Genomic DNA, 18,281 nt, shown 5'->3' with positions numbered 1-18,281 from the left:
AACCGCGGCCGTGACAGGAGAGGTCTCACGTAGACTTCGACCGAGATGATTCCATTGCCCAGCACCCCACCCACTGCCCCAGCCCAGAGCCCTGCCACCAACTGGTGGAAGCGCTGGTGGCGCAAGCTCCCACCCTCGCGGCAAGACCGTTTCGCCACGCTGGCGCCGCTGCTGTCGGTGCTGCTGTTTCTCTCCGCCATCGTGGTGGCCATCACCTACCTGCGCTTTGAAGAACTGGAACGCGAACAGGAGGCGGTGACACGCGACGTGGAGTACGCCCAGCAGCGCCTGCGCCTGCGCCTGCTGGAACGCCAGGAACAGCTGATGCGCCTGGCCCGCGAGGTGGACAACAAGGAAATTGCGAACGAAGAATTTGAATTCCAGGTCGAGTCGCTGATCAGCCAGTTCCCTGAGCTGTTGGCCATCACTTGGGTGGATGGCCGGCGCAACGTGCTGGCCAGCTACGCTTCACCCAGCGCACCGCCCCAACTGGTGCGCTTGCCGGGCAGCACCCTGGCACCCAACGAAACCGATGGCTCGTTTGACCTGGCCCGCGACCTGCGCCAGCCCATCTATTCACGCCCGCTGGGCGAAGACCCTCGCCACGCCACCCTGATGCTGCAGGTCCCGCTGTCAGAACAAGGGCGGTTTGCCGGCACGGTCATGGGCGAGTATTCGGTCGACGGTCTGATGCGCTTTGGCATTCCACCCGAGGTGATGGCGCGCTACGCGGTGGCCCTGCTCGACGACCGAGGTCGCGTGCTGGCGGGCAGCCTGCAGTCACCCAACACGGTGCTGCGCTTGCTGCCCTGGTCGGCACAGCCGCTGGAACATGAAGTGGCCGTGTCACCGGTGGGCAACGGCCTGATCTTGAAGGCCCAGGGCTACCGCACCTCGCAAGACATCGTGGGCAGCGGTTTCTTCTGGGTCATCGGCGCCCTGAGTGCGCTCACCGTCTGGATGTTGCTGGGAACCTGGCGCCACACGCGCAGGCGCGTGCAGGCACAGCAAGCGCTGGTGGCCGAAACCAATTTCCGCCGCGCCATGGAAAACTCCATGCTCACCGGCATGCGCGCGCTGGACATCCAGGGCCGCATCACCTACGTGAACCCGGCCTTTTGCTCCATGACCGGCTGGACCGAGGGCGAGTTGGTGGGCCGCACCGCACCCTTCCCCTATTGGCCCGACGACGACCACGACCAACTCACCGCCCGGCTGGAGGACGAGCTCAGCGGGCGCTCAACACCGGGTGGTTTTGAGGTCCGGGTGCAGCGCCGAGACGGCAGCATTTTTGACGCCCGCATGTATGTGTCACCGCTGATCGACCCCAAGGGACACCAGACCGGCTGGATGACCTCGATGACGGACATCACCGAGCCCAAACGCATCCGCGAAGAGCTGTCGGCGTCTTACGAGCGCTTTACCACCGTGCTGGAAAGTCTGGATTCGGCGGTGTCAGTAGCGCCGCTGGGCAGCGACGAAATGTTGTTTGCCAACAAGATGTACCGCTTGTGGTTTGGCACCCGGGGCCAGGGCCACCGACATCTGGTGGACCTGGCCGGTAACCAGCCCACGCCCAGCCCGGACAACGGCGATGCGGTGGACGCCTTCGCCGGCATGCCGACCGATACCCTGACCGAAGCAGGGGCCGAAAACGCCGAAGTTTTTGTGGAAGAACTCGACCGCTGGCTGGAAGTGCGAACCCGTTATCTGACCTGGGTGGACGGACGGCTGGCCCAGATGGTGATTGCCAGCGACATCACGCCGCGGCGCAACGCCGAAGAGCAGGCGTCGCGCCAGGCCGAACGCGCACAAACCGCCAGCCGCCTCATCACCATGGGTGAAATGGCGTCCAGCGTGGCACACGAGCTCAACCAACCGCTGACCGCCATCAGCAACTACTGCAACGGCATGATTTCGCGCGTGCAAGAAGACCGCATCACGCAAGACGAACTGCTTGGCGCGCTAGAAAAAACCGCACGTCAGGCCCAGCGCGCCGGGCAGATCATCCAGCGCATCCGCGCGTTCGTGAAGCGCAGCGAACCCAACCCCACGCTGTCCGACGTGTCGCTCATGGTGAGCAACGCCATTGAGCTGGCCGACATCGAGCTGCGCCGCCAGCAAGTGCGCCTGACGCCCTACGTGGCAGCCCGCTTGCCCAGCCTGCTGGTGGACCCAATCCTGATTGAACAGGTGCTGATCAACCTGCTGAAGAACGCGGGCGAAGCCATCGCTCAAGCGGGCCGCCTGCCTGGTCAGCGGCATGTGGAACTGCGCGTTGGCCCCAAGCGCCAGGAGGACCAGGATGTGGTGGAGTTTGCGGTCCGCGACTCGGGCAGCGGCGTGCCGGACGAAATGATCGAACGCATCTACGAGGCGTTCTACAGCACCAAGAGCGAGGGCATGGGCATCGGCCTCAAGCTGTGCCGAAGCATCGTGGAGTCGCACCATGGAAGGATACAAGTTCAGAACATCTACAATGGCGCCGAGGTGGTGGGCTGCTGCTTCAGCTTCTGGATCCCCGTTGTCTCCCGACTGCGCGCCGAAGGCACAACAGACAGCACCACCGCACAGTCGTTGACGGACATAGAAAGAGCGAGATGAGTTTGATCCCCAAAAAAGGCACCGTCTATGTGGTCGATGACGACGAAGCGGTGCGCGATTCCTTGCAATGGTTGCTGGAAGGCAAAGACTACCGGGTGCGTTGCTTCGAGTCGGCGGAAGCCTTCCTGAGCCGATACGACGCTCGCGAAGTGGCCTGCCTGATTGCCGATATCCGCATGGGCGGCATGACCGGCATGGAGTTGCAAGACCGTCTGATTGAGCGCCAGTCCCCGCTGCCCATCGTGTTCATTACCGGCCATGGCGACGTGCCCATGGCGGTGGAATCCATGAAAAAAGGTACGCTGGACTTTATCCAGAAACCCTTCAAAGAAGAGCAATTGGTGGCGTTGGTCGAGCGCATGCTGGAGCGCGCCAAAGAAGCGTTCTCCACTTACCAGCAGGCTGCCAGCCGCGACGCGCTGCTGTCCAAACTGACCAGCCGCGAAGCCCAGGTGCTGGAGCGCATCGTTGCCGGCCGGCTGAATAAGCAGATCGCCGACGACCTCGGCATCAGCATCAAGACGGTCGAGGCGCACCGCGCCAACATCATGGAAAAGCTGGGGGCCAACACCGTGGCCGACCTGCTCAAGATCGCGCTCGGACAAACGCCTGCCAAGGCCTGACCCCGCTGACCCCAAACCGACGCCCGCCCACCCCGGCGGGCGTTTCCGTTTCAACCTCACGACACAAGTGCCATGACCGCCCAACTGATTGACGGCAACGCCCTCTCCCGCCAACTCCGCGCAGATGTCGCTGCACGCGTCACCGCCCTCAAAGCCAAGGGCATCACGCCCGGCCTGGCCGTGATTCTGGTCGGCGACAACCAAGCCTCCCAAGTGTATGTGCGCAACAAGGTGAAAGCCTGTGAAGACACGGGCATGCACTCGGTGCTGGAAACCTGGCCCGCGAGCATGACCGAGGCCGAACTGCTCGGTCGCGTGGACGCCTTGAACCAAGACGCCACCATCCACGGCATTCTGGTGCAGTTGCCGCTGCCAGCCCATATCGATGCGCAGAAAGTGATCGAAGCCATTGACCCAGCCAAGGACGTGGATGGCTTTCACATCGCCAGCGCCGGCGCACTCATGGCCGGCCTGCCCGGCTTCTGGCCCTGCACGCCTTATGGCTGCATGAAGATGCTGGAAAGCATCGGCTACGACCTCAAGGGCAAACACGCGGTGGTGATCGGCCGCAGCAACATCGTGGGCAAACCCATGGCACTCATGCTGCTGAAAAAAAACGCCACGGTCACCGTTTGCCACAGCGCCACCAAAGACCTGAAGACCATGACGTTGCAGGCCGATGTGATCGTGGCTGCGGTGGGCAAGCGCAACGTGCTCACCGCCGACATGGTCAAACCCGGCGCGGTGGTGATCGATGTCGGCATGAACCGCAACGACGAGGGCAAGCTCTGCGGGGACGTGGACTTTGCCGGCGTCAAGGAAGTGGCGGGCTACATCACCCCGGTACCCGGCGGTGTAGGGCCCATGACCATCACCATGTTGATGGTGAATACGCTGGAATCGGCAGAGCGGGTGTAACTCTGCGCGCCGCCTGCTGCGTCGACGCCCAGGGGGCGGTGCTGGCGGCCCGACAAGCCGGTTCTACGGCCGCCCTGGACCCGACACTTCGCGCCGACGCGCGGTCGATTAGCGTGATCTTGACAAGCGCCAGAGCACGGCCGCAGCACACAGCCATTGCCCAAGCACCATCAAGGTGCCCACCCCGTGCCACAGCTGGAGGTTGCCGCCGGTGGCGCGAGCGGTGACGATTTTCTGCGCCACGCCAAATTCCTGCAACATGGCCAGCAGCATCGCGGCCAGCACAAAGCCCATGGTGCCCAGCACGCGCTGCATTTGCGCCAGGCGCTCCGGGTCCACCACCTCTCCCGCCAAGGGGAACTGGCCCGCAGCCCGCGCGCGCCGCAAGACCAGCAGCAAGGCCAGCCCGATGCCCAACCCTGCCCAGCACTGCAGCGAAAACAGATGGGCCGCGACAGGGCCCGCAACCGGCGCACCGAGCTTGGCAAACAACGTGGGCACGGCCACAAAGCTCAGGCCTGAGATACCGCCCCACCAGAGGGCCGCCAAGAACACCGCCAGTCGCTGCATCACAGGCCCGTCACGCGTAACGCACCGCCACGATTTCGTAGCGTCGGGTCCCACCGGGGGCCTGCACCTCGGCGGTGTCGCCCTCTTCTTTGCCGATCAGCGCACGCGCAATGGGGCTGCTGATGTTGACCAGACCCAGCTTCAGGTCAGCCTCGTCTTCGCCAACGATCTGGTAAGTCACCGCTGCACCGCTGTCTTCGTCTTCCAGCTCCACCGTGGCGCCAAACACGATGCGCCCGCCCGCATCCACCGTCAGTGGATCGATGATCTGGGCTGCCGAGAGCTTGCCCTCAATCTCGGCAATGCGGCCTTCAATAAAGCCCTGGCGGTCTTTGGCCGCATCGTATTCGGCGTTTTCGCTCAGATCACCCTGGGCACGCGCCTCGGCAATCGCGTTGATCACCCAGGGGCGGTCAACGGTTTTCAGGCGGTGCAGCTCGTCCTTGAGTTTTTCGGCGCCGCGCTTGGTGATGGGGATGGTGGACATGTGTGTGATTCTCCAAAAGCAAACCGCCGGGCGTTGCCGCTCGGCGGTGTTCATGTGCGCATGATTATGCCGCGAAAGAAATGGGGTCTATCCGGGCGGCGGCGCAATTGAAGTCAAAAATGAAAACGGGCACCAACGCTGTAAAGCGCCAGTGCCCGCATGACACGAGCAGGACCGCGCTCGGCAATCAGGCCGCCAGTTGCGCGTGCATTTCTTGCACCGAAATAACGCCAAGGCTGTCGATGTACTTCATACCTTCCACCGCCGCTTCAGCGCCTGCGATGGTGGTGAAGGTGGTCACTCGGGCCAGCAGCGACGAGGTGCGGATCTGGCGCGAATCGGCGATCGCGTTGCGGCGTTCTTCCACCGTGTTGATCACCAGCGCAATGTCACCGTTCTTGATCATGTCCACGATGTGCGGGCGGCCTTCGGTCACCTTGTTCACGGTTTGCACCGGCACGCCAGCGGCGCTGATGGCAGCCGCCGTGCCCCGTGTGGCCACCAGGTCAAAGCCCATGGCCACCAGTTCGCGCGCAATCTCCACGGCACGGGGCTTGTCGTTGTTTTTCACCGTCAGGAACACCTTGCCGCTGGTGGGCAGCTTGGTGCCGGCGCCGAGCTGGCTCTTCACGAACGCTTCGCCAAAGGTCTTGCCCACGCCCATCACCTCGCCGGTCGACTTCATCTCGGGGCCGAGGATGGTGTCCACACCCGGGAACTTGACGAAGGGGAAAACGGCCTCTTTCACGCTGAAATAAGGCGGCGTGACCTCGGCACCAATGCCCTGGTCGTCCAGCGACTGACCCGCCATGCAGCGCGCGGCCACCTTGGCCAGCTGAATACCGGTGGCTTTAGAAACAAAAGGCACCGTGCGCGAAGCGCGTGGGTTCACCTCCAGCACAAAGATCACGTCTTTCTTTTCACCGTTGGCATCCGTTTCCTGGATGGCGAACTGCACGTTCATCAAGCCCACCACATTCAGGCCTTCGGCCATGGCCGCTGTCTGGCGCTTGAGTTCGTCCACCGTCTCTTTGGACAAATAATAAGGCGGCAGCGAACAGGCCGAGTCGCCGCTGTGTACGCCTGCCTGCTCAATGTGCTCCATGACGCCGCCAATGAACACACGGCCGGTGTGGTCGCGGATGGCGTCCACATCGCACTCGATCGCATCGTTCAAAAAACGGTCCAGCAGCACTGGCGAGTCGTGGCTCACCTTCACAGCTTCGCGCATGTAGCGCTCCAGGTCGCGCTGCTCGTGCACGATTTCCATGGCGCGGCCACCCAGCACATAGCTTGGGCGGACCACCAACGGGTATCCCAGCGCGGCGGCTTTTTCCAGCGCTTCGGGCTCGGTGCGGGCGGTGGCGTTGGGCGGTTGGCGCAGGCCCAGTTCGTGCAGCAGCTTCTGGAAGCGCTCACGGTCTTCGGCCGCGTCGATCATGTCAGGGCTGGTGCCGATGATGGGCACGCCCGCAGCCTCCAGGCCCAGTGCAAGCTTCAGAGGCGTCTGGCCACCGTACTGGACGATCACGCCCAGTGGTTTTTCCTTGTCCACGATCTCCAGCACGTCTTCCAGCGTCAGCGGCTCAAAATACAGGCGGTCGCTGGTGTCGTAGTCGGTGGACACGGTTTCCGGGTTGCAGTTGACCATGATGGTCTCGTACCCGTCTTCGCGCATGGCCAGTGCGGCGTGCACGCAGCAGTAGTCGAACTCGATACCCTGGCCGATGCGGTTGGGGCCACCACCCAGCACCATGATCTTCTTGTTGTTGGTCGGCTCGGCCTCGCACTCGCCGTCGCCATGGCCTTCATAGGTGGAATACAGGTAGGCGGTGTCGGTGGCGAACTCGGCCGCGCAGGTGTCCACGCGCTTGTAAACCGGGCGGATGTTTTGAGCGATGCGGCGCTCGCGCACGGCGGCGTCGGTGGTCTTGAGCAGCTTGGCGAGGCGGCGATCCGAGAAGCCTTTTTTCTTCAGGCCACGCAGCGTGTCGGCGTCCAGCGCCTCCAGGCTGGTCTGCTCCAGTTGCAGCTCGATCTTCACGATCTCTTCGATCTGCACCAGGAACCACGGGTCGATCTTGGTGAACTGGTGCACCTCCTCCATGGACCAGCCGGCCGCGAAAGCATCGCCCACGTACCAGATGCGCTCGGGGCCGGGCTCACCCAGCTCGCGCTCCAAGGTTTCGCGGTCCTGGGTTTTTTCGTTCATGCCGTCTACGCCCACTTCCAGGCCACGCAAGGCTTTCTGGAAGCTTTCCTGGAACGTGCGGCCCATCGCCATCACCTCGCCCACACTCTTCATCTGCGTGGTCAGGCGGCTGTCGGCGGTGGGGAACTTCTCAAAAGCAAAACGCGGAATCTTGGTCACCACGTAGTCGATGCTCGGCTCGAACGACGCCGGGGTGGCGCCACCGGTGATCTCGTTGCGCAGCTCGTCTAGCGTGTAGCCCACGGCCAGTTTGGCCGCCACCTTGGCGATGGGGAAGCCGGTGGCCTTGGAGGCCAGCGCGCTTGAGCGCGACACGCGCGGGTTCATCTCAATCACCACCATACGGCCGTCGGCCGGGTTGATGGAGAACTGCACGTTGGAGCCGCCGGTGTCCACGCCGATCTCGCGCAGCACGGCCAGCGAGGCGTTGCGCAGGATCTGGTATTCCTTGTCGGTCAGCGTCTGGGCCGGGGCCACGGTGATCGAGTCGCCGGTGTGCACGCCCATCGGGTCCAGGTTTTCGATCGAGCAGATGATGATGCAGTTGTCCGCCTTGTCGCGCACCACTTCCATCTCGTACTCTTTCCAACCGAGCAGCGATTCCTCAATCAGCAGCTCGTTGGTGGGCGAGGCTTCGATGCCACGCTTGCAGATGGTCTCGAACTCTTCCGGGTTGTAGGCGATGCCGCCTCCGGTGCCGCCCAGCGTGAAGCTGGGGCGAATCACCACCGGGAAGCCCACCGTCTTCTGCACGCCCCAGGCTTCTTCCAGCGTGTGGGCGATGCCTGAACGCGCTGAGCCCAGACCGATCTTGGTCATGGCGTCCTTGAACTTCAGGCGGTCTTCGGCCTTGTCGATGGCTTCTGGCGTGGCGCCAATCAACTCGACGTCGTACTTTTTCAGCACGCCGTTGTGCCACAGGTCCAGCGCGCAGTTCAGCGCGGTCTGGCCGCCCATGGTCGGCAAAATCGCAAAGCCGCCGGGGGTGAGCGGACGCTCCTTGGCGATGATCTTCTCCACCGTCTGCCAGGTGATGGGCTCGATGTAGGTCACATCGGCCGTGGCCGGGTCGGTCATGATCGTGGCCGGGTTGCTGTTGATCAGCACCACCCGGTAGCCCTCTTCGCGCAGCGCCTTGCAGGCCTGCACGCCGGAGTAGTCGAACTCACAGGCCTGGCCAATGATGATCGGGCCGGCACCGATGATGAGGACGGTCTGGATGTCTGTTCTTTTGGGCATGTTTCGCTTCTATCGTTGCGCGCAGACCGGTCAGGCCTGCCGCTGGGTTTCCAGTTGGGTCAGCAGCGCCTGTATGCGCTCGGCTGGGACGTTTTTCTGCATCAGCTGCAGCAGGCCGTCGCCTTCGATCATGGGTCGCAAGACTTCCACTTCGGCGGGGTAAAACAACGCATCCCAGGCGCTGAGCTCTTCGTTGAAGGTGGCGTCGTCCCAGCTTTTTCCTTTGGCCAGCATCGTCACCAGCGGCATGGCCTTGTTTTCGACAAAGGCTTTGCGGTAAGGCTTTTGAGCCCAGCGCTGGGCAAACCACTCTTTGTGCGGCGTCTCCAGCGTCAGCATGCGTTTGGCAATCGCCTTCTCAACAGCAAAGACCGGAAAACTGAAGAGCTTCATGAACAGCCTGTCAAAAAGTGGTGAGCGGCATCAGGCCGCGGTGGGTGCCTGCATCAAACCGATGAAACGGTCGAACAGGTAACCGATATCGTGTGGGCCGGGCGATGCTTCGGGGTGGCCCTGGAAGCAAAAAGCCGGTTTGTCGGTACGGGCCAAGCCCTGCAAGGTGCCGTCAAACAGGCTCACGTGGGTGGCGCGCAGGTTGGAGGGCAGGTTCTTCTCGTCCACCGCAAAACCGTGGTTTTGGCTGGTGATGCTGACGCGGCCACTGTCCAGGTCTTTCACCGGGTGGTTGGCGCCATGGTGGCCAAACTTCATTTTGAAGGTTTTGGCGCCACTGGCCAGAGCCATGATCTGGTGACCCAGGCAGATGCCAAAGGTGGGCACACCGCTTTCAATGATCTCGCGCGCGGCGGCAATGGCGTAGTCGCACGGCTCCGGGTCGCCCGGGCCGTTGGACAGAAAAACACCATTGGGCTTGAGCTTGAACACGTCGGCGGCAGGCGTCTGTGCGGGCACCACCGTGATCTTGCAACCGCGCTGGGCCAACATGCGCAAGATGTTGTGCTTGACGCCGAAGTCGTAGGCGACGACGTGGAATTTCGGCGCGATTTGTTCACCATAGCCAAAGCCCAGCTGCCATTCGGTCTGCGTCCAGGCGTAGGGCTCGGTGACTGAGACCACCTTGGCGAGGTCTTTGCCGGCCATGCTGGAGGCAGCCCGGGCTGCTGCCACGGCCTGCTCACGGTGGGCATCGGTCAGGGCCACACCAGCCGGCAAAGCGACGATGCAGCCGTTTTGCGCGCCATGGGTGCGCAAGCGGCGCGTCAGGGCGCGGGTGTCCAGTTCGGCGATGGCCACGGTGCCCTCACGCTCCAGGTACTGGGACAGGGTCTCAACGCTGCGGAAGTTGGATGCCAGCAGGGGCAGGTCTTTGATGATCAGGCCAGCTGCATGGACGCGGTTGGCCTCCACGTCTTCACGGTTGACACCGGTGTTGCCGATGTGCGGGTACGTGAGCGTGACGATCTGCTGGCAGTAGCTGGGATCGGTGAGGATTTCCTGGTAGCCGGTGAGTGAGGTGTTGAACACCACCTCGCCCGTGGTCTGACCAGTTGCGCCAATGGAAATGCCTGTAAAGACCGTGCCGTCGGCGAGCGCGAGAAGGGCTTTCGGGTGGACGGGAAGCACGGTTTTCTCCAAATGATTTTTGAGGCTCACTCGCGCCTTTCAAGGCGCGCAACCGGGGGAGGAATCGCGCCATTTCGCCGCGTTTCAGGCAAGCCAAAACGCATCGAACGGGACGGTGAACCTGGGCAGGAAGCCCGGGCGGACGCGGGGCTGCGCCGTTTGCGGGTAAACCCCGGGATTATAGCCGCAAGGGCTTGACCGCCTTACCGGGAACAGGAGCCGTTCCGGTCATTTTTAGCCGATCGGCCCCGTTTCGGTGCGTTTTGCACTTCGGTCTGTGCCGCTGCAACCCACGAGCAACATCAACCTACAGCCTCGGCGCAAGATACCGCACTGGCGTGCAAGCAAATGGCAGCGGCGGCGGCCACGTTGAGCGACTCTTCGCCACCCGGCTGCGCGATACGCACCGACTGGCTGGCCATGGCAGCCAGCTCCGCACTGACGCCCTGCCCTTCATGGCCCAACACCCAGCCACAAGGCCAAGGCAGCCGGGCCTGGTGCAGCCAGTCGCCCTGGTGCGAACTGGTGCCCACCAATGGCACAGCCAGACCGGCGAGGTCGGCGACCGACAGGCCTTCCACCAGGTCCAGGGCAAAGTGCGCGCCCATGCCCGCACGCAACACCTTGGGCGACCAGAGTGCGGCGGTACCCTTCAAAGCCAGCACCTGCCGAAAGCCAAACGCAGCGGCACTGCGCAAGATGGATCCCACGTTGCCCGCGTCCTGCAAACGGTCCAGCACCACGGCAGACTCACCTGGCAGCAGACCCGCATTGGCTGGCAAATTCCACACAAAGCCCACGCCCGCAGGTGATTCCAGCGCACTGATGCCGGCCATCAGAGCAGCTGGAATGGTCACAATTTTGTCGGCTGCGTCCCGCAGATCGTGCGGGGCTTGCAACCAAAATGCCTCGGTGAACACCGCGAGCTCGGGGCGCTGCCCACGCGCCAGCAGCGCGCGGCACAGGTGGTCGCCTTCGAGCCAGACCTGGCCCTGCTTGCGGTAGGCCGTGGAGTCGTGCGCCAGCAAACGCAAACGCTTGAGCAACGGGTTGTCGCGGGAGGTGATGGGGCTGGGTGTGTTCATGGGTTTGGGGGCTCTGCGGGCACCGTTGTCTCGCCCACCGCCGGCGCTGCCTGGCGGGCTGCGGCCAGCGCACGCGCGACAGGTGCAAAAGAGCGGCGGTGAATGTCCAGCGCGCCGTGGGCCTGCAAGGCTTGCATGTGTTGCGCCGTGCCATAGCCTTTGTGGCGGTCAAAGCCATAGACGGGATGCTGCTGGTGCAGCTCGACCAGCAGGCGGTCGCGCGTGACTTTGGCGAGAATGGACGCGGCTGAAATGGCAGGCACCAGCGCGTCACCCGACACAATAGCCTCGGCCAGCATGTCAAAAGCAGGCAGACGGTTGCCGTCCACCAGCACCTTGTGGGGTTTCAGCCGTAGGCCCTGCACTGCGCGCTGCATGGCCAGCATGGTGGCCTGCAAGATGTTGAGGCGGTCGATTTCTTCTACCGAGGCCTGGGCAATGCTGCAGCACAAGGCCTTGGCCCGGATTTCGTCGTACAGCCGTTCGCGCCGCGCCGGCGTGAGCTTTTTGGAATCGGCCAGCCCTTTGATCGGCGCCAGGTCGTCGAGGATCACCGCCGCGGCCACCACCGGGCCGGCCAGTGGCCCCCGCCCAGCTTCATCTACGCCAGCCAGCAAGCCCGGGACATCCCACGCCAGGGGGGCTTGCTCAGCCCTCAAGAACTTTTTCGATCGCATCGGTGGCCCGTCGGGCAGTGTTTTGGCGCAGGGTTTGGTGAAGCGCGGTAAAGCGCTGCTGCAAGGCCGCTATTCTCTCAGGCTCATCCAGCCAGGCCAGCACCGCCTGCGCCAACGCCTGTGGCGTGGCTGCGTCCTGCAGGAACTCAGGCACCACGAAGTCGTTGCACAAGATATTGGGCAAGCCCACCCAGGGCTGCAGCTGCTTGCGCCGCATGATTTGCCAGCTCAACCAGTTCATGTTGTAAGCAATCACCATGGGGCGCTTGAAGAGCGCCGCTTCCAGCGTGGCCGTGCCACTGGCAATCAGCGTCACATCACTAGCCGCCAGCACCGTGTGCGACTGCCCAGGCACCACGCTAAGGTGCGCCCCCAGCCCGGCCAAACGCGCTGCCGCCTCAATTTTTTCGCGCAAGGCTGGCACCGCTGGCACCACAAACCGCAACGTGGGGCGCTGGCGAAGCATCTGGGCCGCCGCTGCAAAAAACACCTGTACCAGGTACTGAACTTCGGAAGCGCGGCTGCCCGGAAGAATGGCCACCACGGTGTCTTCATCGGACAGGCCGAGCGCAGTGCGCGCCGCCGCCCGATCGGGCGCCATGGGAATCACATCGGCCAGCGGGTGCCCCACGTACGTCGCGTCTATGCCGTGGCGCGCCAGCAACTCGGGTTCAAAAGGGAAAATGCAGAGCACGTGGTCGGCGCTGCGGCGAATCTTTTCAATGCGCTCGGGCCGCCAGGCCCAGACGGACGGGCACACGAAATGCACCGTGAGAATGCCGCGGGCCTTGAGCGCTGCTTCCAGGTCCAGGTTGAAATCGGGTGCATCGACACCGATGAACACATCGGGACGGTCGGCGCCCAGCAGGCGCTGCTTCAACTGCTCGCGGATGCCAACAATTTCGCGGTAGTGCCGCAGCACCTCCACGTAACCACGCACGGCGAGTTTTTCACTGGGCCACCACGCATCAAAGCCTTGCTCGATCATGCGCGACCCGCCAATGCCTGCGGCCTGCAGATCGGGCCATCGCTGGCGCAAGCCATTGAGCAACAAGCCCGCCAGCAGATCGCCAGACGTTTCGCCGGCGACCAGCGCAAAACGCCTGGGTTGTGTCATGGGTTCAACGAACAATGCCGCGCTGGGGAGCCACCTGGCCCAAGAAGTCGAGCATCATGGCCACGTCGGGGGCTGCCTCGGGGCTCTTGTCGGTCAGGCCTGCGATGCGTTCCATCGCCAGCGCCAGCGTGAGGTCGTCGCGGTACAGCGCCTTGTGCATGGCTTTCACGGCCGAAATGCGCTCGGGCGAAAAACCGCGGCGGCGCAAACCTTCAAAGTTCATCGAACGGGCCTGAGCGGGCTGGCCTTGGCACATCACAAACGGCGGCAGGTCGGCAAACAGCAATGAACACATGGCGGTCATGGCATGGGCACCCACACGCACAAACTGATGCACCACCGTGAAACCGCCCAGAATCACCCAGTCGTCCACCACCACGTGCCCGGCCAGCTGTGAGTTGTTGGCAAAGATGGTGTGGTTGCCCACGACGCAATCGTGCGCCAAGTGCACGTAAGCCATGATCCAGTTGTCGTTGCCTACCTGGGTGAGCGCCCGGTCGCTCGGCGAGCCAATGTTGAAGGTGCAAAACTCGCGAATGGTGTTGCGGTCGCCAATGACCAGCTCACAGGGTTCACCCGCGTACTTTTTGTCTTGCGGTATCGCGCCCAGCGAGTTGAACTGGAAAATGCGGTTGTCCCGCCCGATGGTGGTGTGGCCCTCGATCACGCAGTGCGCGCCGATGGTCGTGCCCGCACCCACCTTCACGTGCGGGCCAATGACCGTGTACGGCCCCACCGACACCGACGTGTCCAGTTCGGCGGCCGGGTCCACCAGGGCGGTGGCGTGAATCGTTCCCATAAACAGCTGATCCGCGGGTTCAGGCGATGGTGCGCATGGTGCACATCAGCTCGGCTTCGCAAGCCACATCGGCGCCCACGCGGGTGATGCCTTTGAACTTGAAGATGCCGGCTTTCATGCGGTCCAGCGTCACGTCCATGACCAGCTGGTCGCCTGGCTCGACCGGACGCTTGAAACGCGCACCATCGATGCCAGCAAAGTAATACACCGTCTTGTCGTCGGGCGTCACACCCACGGTGTCAAAGGCCAGCAGCGCAGCGGCTTGCGCCATGGCTTCCAGCATCAGCACGCCAGGCATCACCGGACGGTGCGGGAAATGTCCACCAAAAAACGGCTCGTTGATGGTGACATTCTTCAAGGCCTTGATGCTTTTACCCTTGTCGAGTTCAAGCACACGGTCCACCAGGATAAACGGGTAGCGGTGCGGCAGTTGCTTGAGAATCTGGTGAATGTCCATCATGGTGTGGGTGTGCTTTTCTGTGCTTGTGCAAGAGCCTGCTCGACGGCTTTGAGACGTTCGCGCAGGCGGTTGAGTTGTTTGAGTGAGGCGGCGTTTTTTTCCCAGGCCGCATTGTCGTCGATGGGAAACATGCCGGTGTAATGGCCAGGCTTGTTGATTGAGCGTGTCACCACCGATGCAGCCGACACGTGCACGCCGTCGACCAGCGACAGGTGACCCAGCACCACCGCACCGCCGCCCACGGTGCAGTGCGCGCCGATGGTGGCGCTGCCGGCCACGCCCGCATTGCCAGCCATGGCGGTGTGGGCACCGATGTGTACGTTGTGTCCAATCTGAATCAGGTTGTCCAGCTTCACACCGTTTTCGATCACCGTATCGTCGAGCGCACCGCGGTCAATGCACGTGTTGGCGCCGATCTCCACATCGTCTCCAATGCGCACGGCACCCAGCTGTTCGATCTTGATCCACTCGCCCTGATGCTGGGCAAAACCAAAGCCGTCGGCACCGATCACCACGCCAGGATGCAACACACAACGTGCGCCCACCACGCACCGTTCGCCCACGCTGACCCGCGGGTACAGGCGCGAATCGGTACCAATCGAAGCGCCAGCAGCCACCACCGTATGGGCACCAATGCGCGCACCGCGGGCGATACGCGCACCAGCAGCCACCACCGCGAAAGGACCTATGTCCACGCCGTCGGCCACCTGCGCCGTGGGGTGCAAGCTGGCCAAGGGGTCGATCACCGGCGTCGCGCGCTCGTCGTGTTCGCTGCGCCACCACTGGGTGAGGCGGGCAAAATACAGGTAAGGGTTTTCGGTGACGATGCAAGCGCCGCGCTGCAAGGCGGCGTCCTGCAAGTCGGCAGCCACGATTAATGCCCCAGCCTGCGTGGTTTGCAACTGGCTGGCGTAGCGGGCCTGGGCAATGAAGGCCAGGTCGGTGGGTCTCGCGGTGGCGAGCGGCGCCAGCCGGTCAACCACCGCGTCGCGTGGGCCATGCAGCGTGCCGCCCAGGGCATCAACAATGGCGCCCAATGGCCTGGACACGCCCAGCCCCGCTCTTTACTTGGCGCCGTTCAAGCCGCTCAGCACCTTGTCGGTGATGTCGTGCTTGGGGTTGATGTAGACCGCTTCCTGGATCACCAGGTCGTATTTTTCGGCCTCGGCCACTTGCTTGATCACGCGGTTGGCACGCTCCAGAACGCCTTGCAGTTCTTCGTTTTTGCGCAGGTTCAGGTCTTCCTGAAACTCGCGCTGCTTGCGCTGGAAGTCGCGGTCTTGTTCCACCAACTGGCGCTGGCGGATCACGCGCTGGGCTTCAGCCAGCGTCGGTGCCTCCCGCTCAAACTTTTCCGAAGCGCTCTTGAGCTGAGATGCCAGCGTCTGGATTTCTTTCTCCCGGCGCGAGAACTCTTGTTCCAGCTTGGTTTGCGCCGCTTTCGCCAAATTGGCTTCGCGAAAAATACGGTCGGTGTTCACGAAACCGACCCTGAAATCCTGGGCCATAGCGGCCGCGGTGGCCAGACCAAAAGCGGCTGCGAGGAGGACGTGGCGGTTGAACATGCGAGAAAGGGTCTTCATTAAAAGGAGGTTCCGATTTGAAACTGGAATTTTTGAATTTTATCTTGTGGCTGCTTGCGAATAGGGCTCGCATAAGCGAAGCGCAGGGGACCGATGGGCGAGATCCAGCTCAGACCCACGCCAACGGACGCCCGCAAGTCGGAGGCCGACAATTTTTCGCCAGGGCCATACACATTGCCCACGTCCATGAAGCCAAACAGGCGCAGGGTGCGGTCGTTGCCAGCCCCGGGGAACGGCGTAATGAACTCGGCGTTGAGCACCACATTGCGGTTGCCACCAATATTCACCAGCTCATCCGAATCGATTATCTTGGAAGTCGGACCCAGCGTGCCCTGCTCGAAGCCCCGCACCGAACCCAGGCCGCCACCAAAGAAGTTCTTGAACACCGGGTAGTCGCGACCGCCCAGGCCCTTGCCATAGCCCAGTTCGGTGTTGAAGGCCAGCGTGTACTGCTTGCTCAGCGGAATGTATTGTTGAAACTGGTAACTGGCCTTGATGTAACGGGTATCACCCGCCACACCCAGCTCGGTGTTCAGGCGCTGCAACCGACCTTCGCTGGGTACCAGGGCACTGTCTCGGCCGTCACGCGCCCAGCCGATGGTCAGCGGCACCGACGTACTGCTTGAGCCGAATGTATTGGCGTAATCCTGGTAGGCCTCTGGCAGTCCGGTACCGGACTCAATGCGCGTCTGCTCGGCACCTACGCCAAAAAACACCGTGTCCTGTTCGGTGAACGGCACACCAAAACGCACGCTCACGCCGGGCGTGACGAGGCGGTAGTCACCGCCCTGCTCGGTGTACGGCGTTGTGGTTTTGTAGTACAGGTCAAAGGTGCGTGAAATGCCGTCGGGCGTGAAATACGGGTTGGTGGTGCTCAGCACGAACTGGCGATTGAACTCGCTGGTGTTCAGGTCCAGGCCCAGGTAGTTACCAGTGCCAAACACGTTTTCCTGTTTGATACCGGCCACCAAGGAGAGCTTGTCCGCCTGGGAATAACCAGCACCCAGTGTCAGGTTACCCGTGGGCTTCTCAACCACCGAGATGGTCAGGTCCACCTGATCAGGGACACCCGGTACCTGCTGCGTGTCGATGCCGACTTCGGTAAAGTAGCCCAGGCGGTCCACCCGGTCACGCGACAGGCGGATGCGGTCGCTGTCGTACCAAGCCGATTCCAGCTGGCGAAACTCCCGACGAATCACTTCGTCCCGGGTGCGGTTGTTGCCTTCTACGTTGATGCGCCGCACGTACACACGCCGCGCGGGCTGTGCGCGCAAGACAAACGCCACGCGGTTGTTGACGCGGTCAATCTCGGGCGTGGCTTCCACTTGGGCAAAAGCATAGCCAAAAGCACCAAAATAATCGGTGAACGCTTTCACCGTGCGCGACACGTCTTCCACGTTGTAGGGCTCACCCGCGCGCAGTCTCACCAGGGTCTTGAACTCGTTTTCCTTGCCCAGGTATTCACCTTCCAGCTCCACCGAAGACACCACGTACCGGTTGCCCTCTGTGATGTTGATGGTGATGGCCATATCGTCCTTGCCAGGCGCAATGGCTACCTGGGTGGAATCGATCCGGAATTCCAGAAAACCGCGGGTGAGGTAATAAGAGCGCAGGTTTTCCAAGTCGGCGTTGAGCTTGGCACGCGAGTAGCGGTCGGACTTGGTGTACCAGCTCAACCAGCCACCGGTATCCAGGTCAAACAGGCCACGCAGCATGGACTCTGGAAACGCCTGGCTGCCCACAATGCGTATGTCCTTGATCTTGGCCACGTCGCCTTCGATCACGTTGAAATTGAGGTTGATGCGGTTGCGCTCACCCGGCGTCACGGTGGTGACCACCTGCGCGGCGTACATGCTGCGGTTGATGTACTGCCGCTTGAGTTCTTGCTCTGCGCGGTCGGCCAATGCCTTGTCAAATGGGCGCCCTTCGGTCAGGCCGACGTCGCGCAGCGCTTTCTTCAGCACCTCGGCATCAAACTCTTTGATGCCGGTGAAACTCACGTCGGCCACGGTCGGGCGCTCTTCGACGATCACCACCAACACGTCGCCGTTGACCTGCAGCCGCACGTCGCTGAACAAACCGAGGCCGAAGAGCGAGCGGATCGCCGTGGAACCCTTGTCGTCGTTGTACTGCTCACCAATGCGAAACGGCAGCGAAGCGAACACGGTGCCAGGCTCCACGCGCTGCAACCCCTCCACACGGATGTCGCGCAACGTGAAAGGCTCAACGGCCCAAGCGGGCAAGGCCGTCAACAACGAAGCCGCGAGCGCTGAGAGCGTCAGGCCACGCAGACCGAAAATTTTATTTTTCATGAAAAGAAGAG

The 18,281-nt window shown here is 62.6% G+C and carries 16 protein-coding genes; 3 read left to right on the top strand and 13 right to left on the bottom strand.

Translation table 11 applies throughout. The annotated features are described in order from the left end of the window. Positions 1-45 precede the first annotated feature (45 nt). From AC0GNR_RS00705 to folD, 3 genes are all read left to right on the top strand, one after another. The gene (locus tag AC0GNR_RS00705; protein WP_472899095.1) at positions 46-2,604 is read left to right on the top strand and encodes a PAS domain-containing sensor histidine kinase; all 2,559 of its coding nucleotides are present in this window, start codon (positions 46-48) and stop codon (positions 2,602-2,604) included. After that, on the top strand, positions 2,601-3,227 hold the full coding sequence (locus tag AC0GNR_RS00700; RefSeq protein ID WP_472899094.1) for a response regulator transcription factor: 627 nt from the start codon (positions 2,601-2,603) through the stop codon (positions 3,225-3,227). The genes AC0GNR_RS00705 and AC0GNR_RS00700 overlap by 4 nt, the downstream gene beginning before the upstream one ends. Positions 3,228-3,299: 72 nt before the next feature. Further along, on the top strand, positions 3,300-4,145 hold the full coding sequence (gene folD, locus AC0GNR_RS00695) for a bifunctional methylenetetrahydrofolate dehydrogenase/methenyltetrahydrofolate cyclohydrolase FolD (protein WP_472899093.1): 846 nt from the start codon (positions 3,300-3,302) through the stop codon (positions 4,143-4,145). A gap of 108 nt (positions 4,146-4,253) precedes the next feature. Here folD and AC0GNR_RS00690 read toward each other — a convergent pair whose 3' ends face one another. The 13 genes from AC0GNR_RS00690 to bamA all read right to left on the bottom strand — a co-directional run bounded on the left by AC0GNR_RS00690 (position 4,254) and on the right by bamA (position 18,270). Beyond that, positions 4,254-4,715 carry a DUF4149 domain-containing protein gene (locus AC0GNR_RS00690; protein ID WP_472899092.1) on the bottom strand — a complete coding sequence of 154 codons (462 nt, stop codon included), beginning with the start codon at positions 4,713-4,715 and terminating at the stop codon, positions 4,254-4,256. 10 nt (positions 4,716-4,725) lie between these two features. Then, positions 4,726-5,202: a transcription elongation factor GreA gene (gene greA, locus AC0GNR_RS00685; protein ID WP_472899091.1), complete on the bottom strand. Its 477-nt coding sequence runs from the start codon at positions 5,200-5,202 to the stop codon at positions 4,726-4,728. Positions 5,203-5,389: 187 nt separating this feature from the next. Next, positions 5,390-8,653 (bottom strand): carbamoyl-phosphate synthase large subunit, encoded by a 3,264-nt coding sequence (gene carB / locus AC0GNR_RS00680; RefSeq protein WP_472899090.1) that lies wholly within the window; start codon positions 8,651-8,653, stop codon positions 5,390-5,392. Between the two features lie 30 nt (positions 8,654-8,683). Next, positions 8,684-9,046 carry a hypothetical protein gene (locus AC0GNR_RS00675; protein WP_286818424.1) on the bottom strand — a complete coding sequence of 121 codons (363 nt, stop codon included), beginning with the start codon at positions 9,044-9,046 and terminating at the stop codon, positions 8,684-8,686. Positions 9,047-9,076: 30 nt separating this feature from the next. Further along, positions 9,077-10,237, bottom strand: coding sequence for a glutamine-hydrolyzing carbamoyl-phosphate synthase small subunit (gene carA / locus AC0GNR_RS00670; RefSeq protein ID WP_472899089.1), 1,161 nt, complete (start codon positions 10,235-10,237; stop codon positions 9,077-9,079). A 302-nt stretch (positions 10,238-10,539) separates the two neighbouring features. Then, positions 10,540-11,322, bottom strand: coding sequence for a TrmH family RNA methyltransferase (locus AC0GNR_RS00665; protein ID WP_472899088.1), 783 nt, complete (start codon positions 11,320-11,322; stop codon positions 10,540-10,542). Then, a complete protein-coding gene (gene rnhB, locus AC0GNR_RS00660) occupies positions 11,319-11,999 on the bottom strand; it encodes a ribonuclease HII (protein WP_472899087.1) in 681 nt (226 codons plus the stop codon). Before rnhB ends, AC0GNR_RS00665 begins: the two co-directional genes overlap by 4 nt. Then, the gene (lpxB, locus tag AC0GNR_RS00655) at positions 11,971-13,116 is read right to left on the bottom strand and encodes a lipid-A-disaccharide synthase (protein WP_472899086.1); all 1,146 of its coding nucleotides are present in this window, start codon (positions 13,114-13,116) and stop codon (positions 11,971-11,973) included. The genes rnhB and lpxB overlap by 29 nt, the downstream gene beginning before the upstream one ends. A 4-nt stretch (positions 13,117-13,120) precedes the next feature. Beyond that, positions 13,121-13,915 (bottom strand): acyl-ACP--UDP-N-acetylglucosamine O-acyltransferase, encoded by a 795-nt coding sequence (lpxA, locus tag AC0GNR_RS00650; RefSeq protein WP_472899085.1) that lies wholly within the window; start codon positions 13,913-13,915, stop codon positions 13,121-13,123. Between the two features lie 19 nt (positions 13,916-13,934). Continuing rightward, positions 13,935-14,375, bottom strand: coding sequence for a 3-hydroxyacyl-ACP dehydratase FabZ (gene fabZ, locus AC0GNR_RS00645; RefSeq protein WP_439115147.1), 441 nt, complete (start codon positions 14,373-14,375; stop codon positions 13,935-13,937). Continuing rightward, positions 14,372-15,424, bottom strand: a complete 1,053-nt coding sequence (gene lpxD, locus AC0GNR_RS00640; protein WP_472899084.1) for a UDP-3-O-(3-hydroxymyristoyl)glucosamine N-acyltransferase — start codon at positions 15,422-15,424, stop codon at positions 14,372-14,374. Before lpxD ends, fabZ begins: the two co-directional genes overlap by 4 nt. A gap of 15 nt (positions 15,425-15,439) precedes the next feature. Continuing rightward, the gene (locus AC0GNR_RS00635; protein ID WP_472899083.1) at positions 15,440-15,958 is read right to left on the bottom strand and encodes an OmpH/Skp family outer membrane protein; all 519 of its coding nucleotides are present in this window, start codon (positions 15,956-15,958) and stop codon (positions 15,440-15,442) included. Further along, on the bottom strand, positions 15,958-18,270 hold the full coding sequence (bamA, locus tag AC0GNR_RS00630; RefSeq protein ID WP_472899082.1) for an outer membrane protein assembly factor BamA: 2,313 nt from the start codon (positions 18,268-18,270) through the stop codon (positions 15,958-15,960). The genes AC0GNR_RS00635 and bamA overlap by 1 nt, the downstream gene beginning before the upstream one ends. Positions 18,271-18,281: the final 11 nt, after the last annotated feature.

Source organism: Hydrogenophaga sp. LT287, assembly GCF_055702805.1.
Note: the sequence above shows the minus strand (reverse complement) of the source record. Positions and strands in the feature narration are given on the sequence as shown.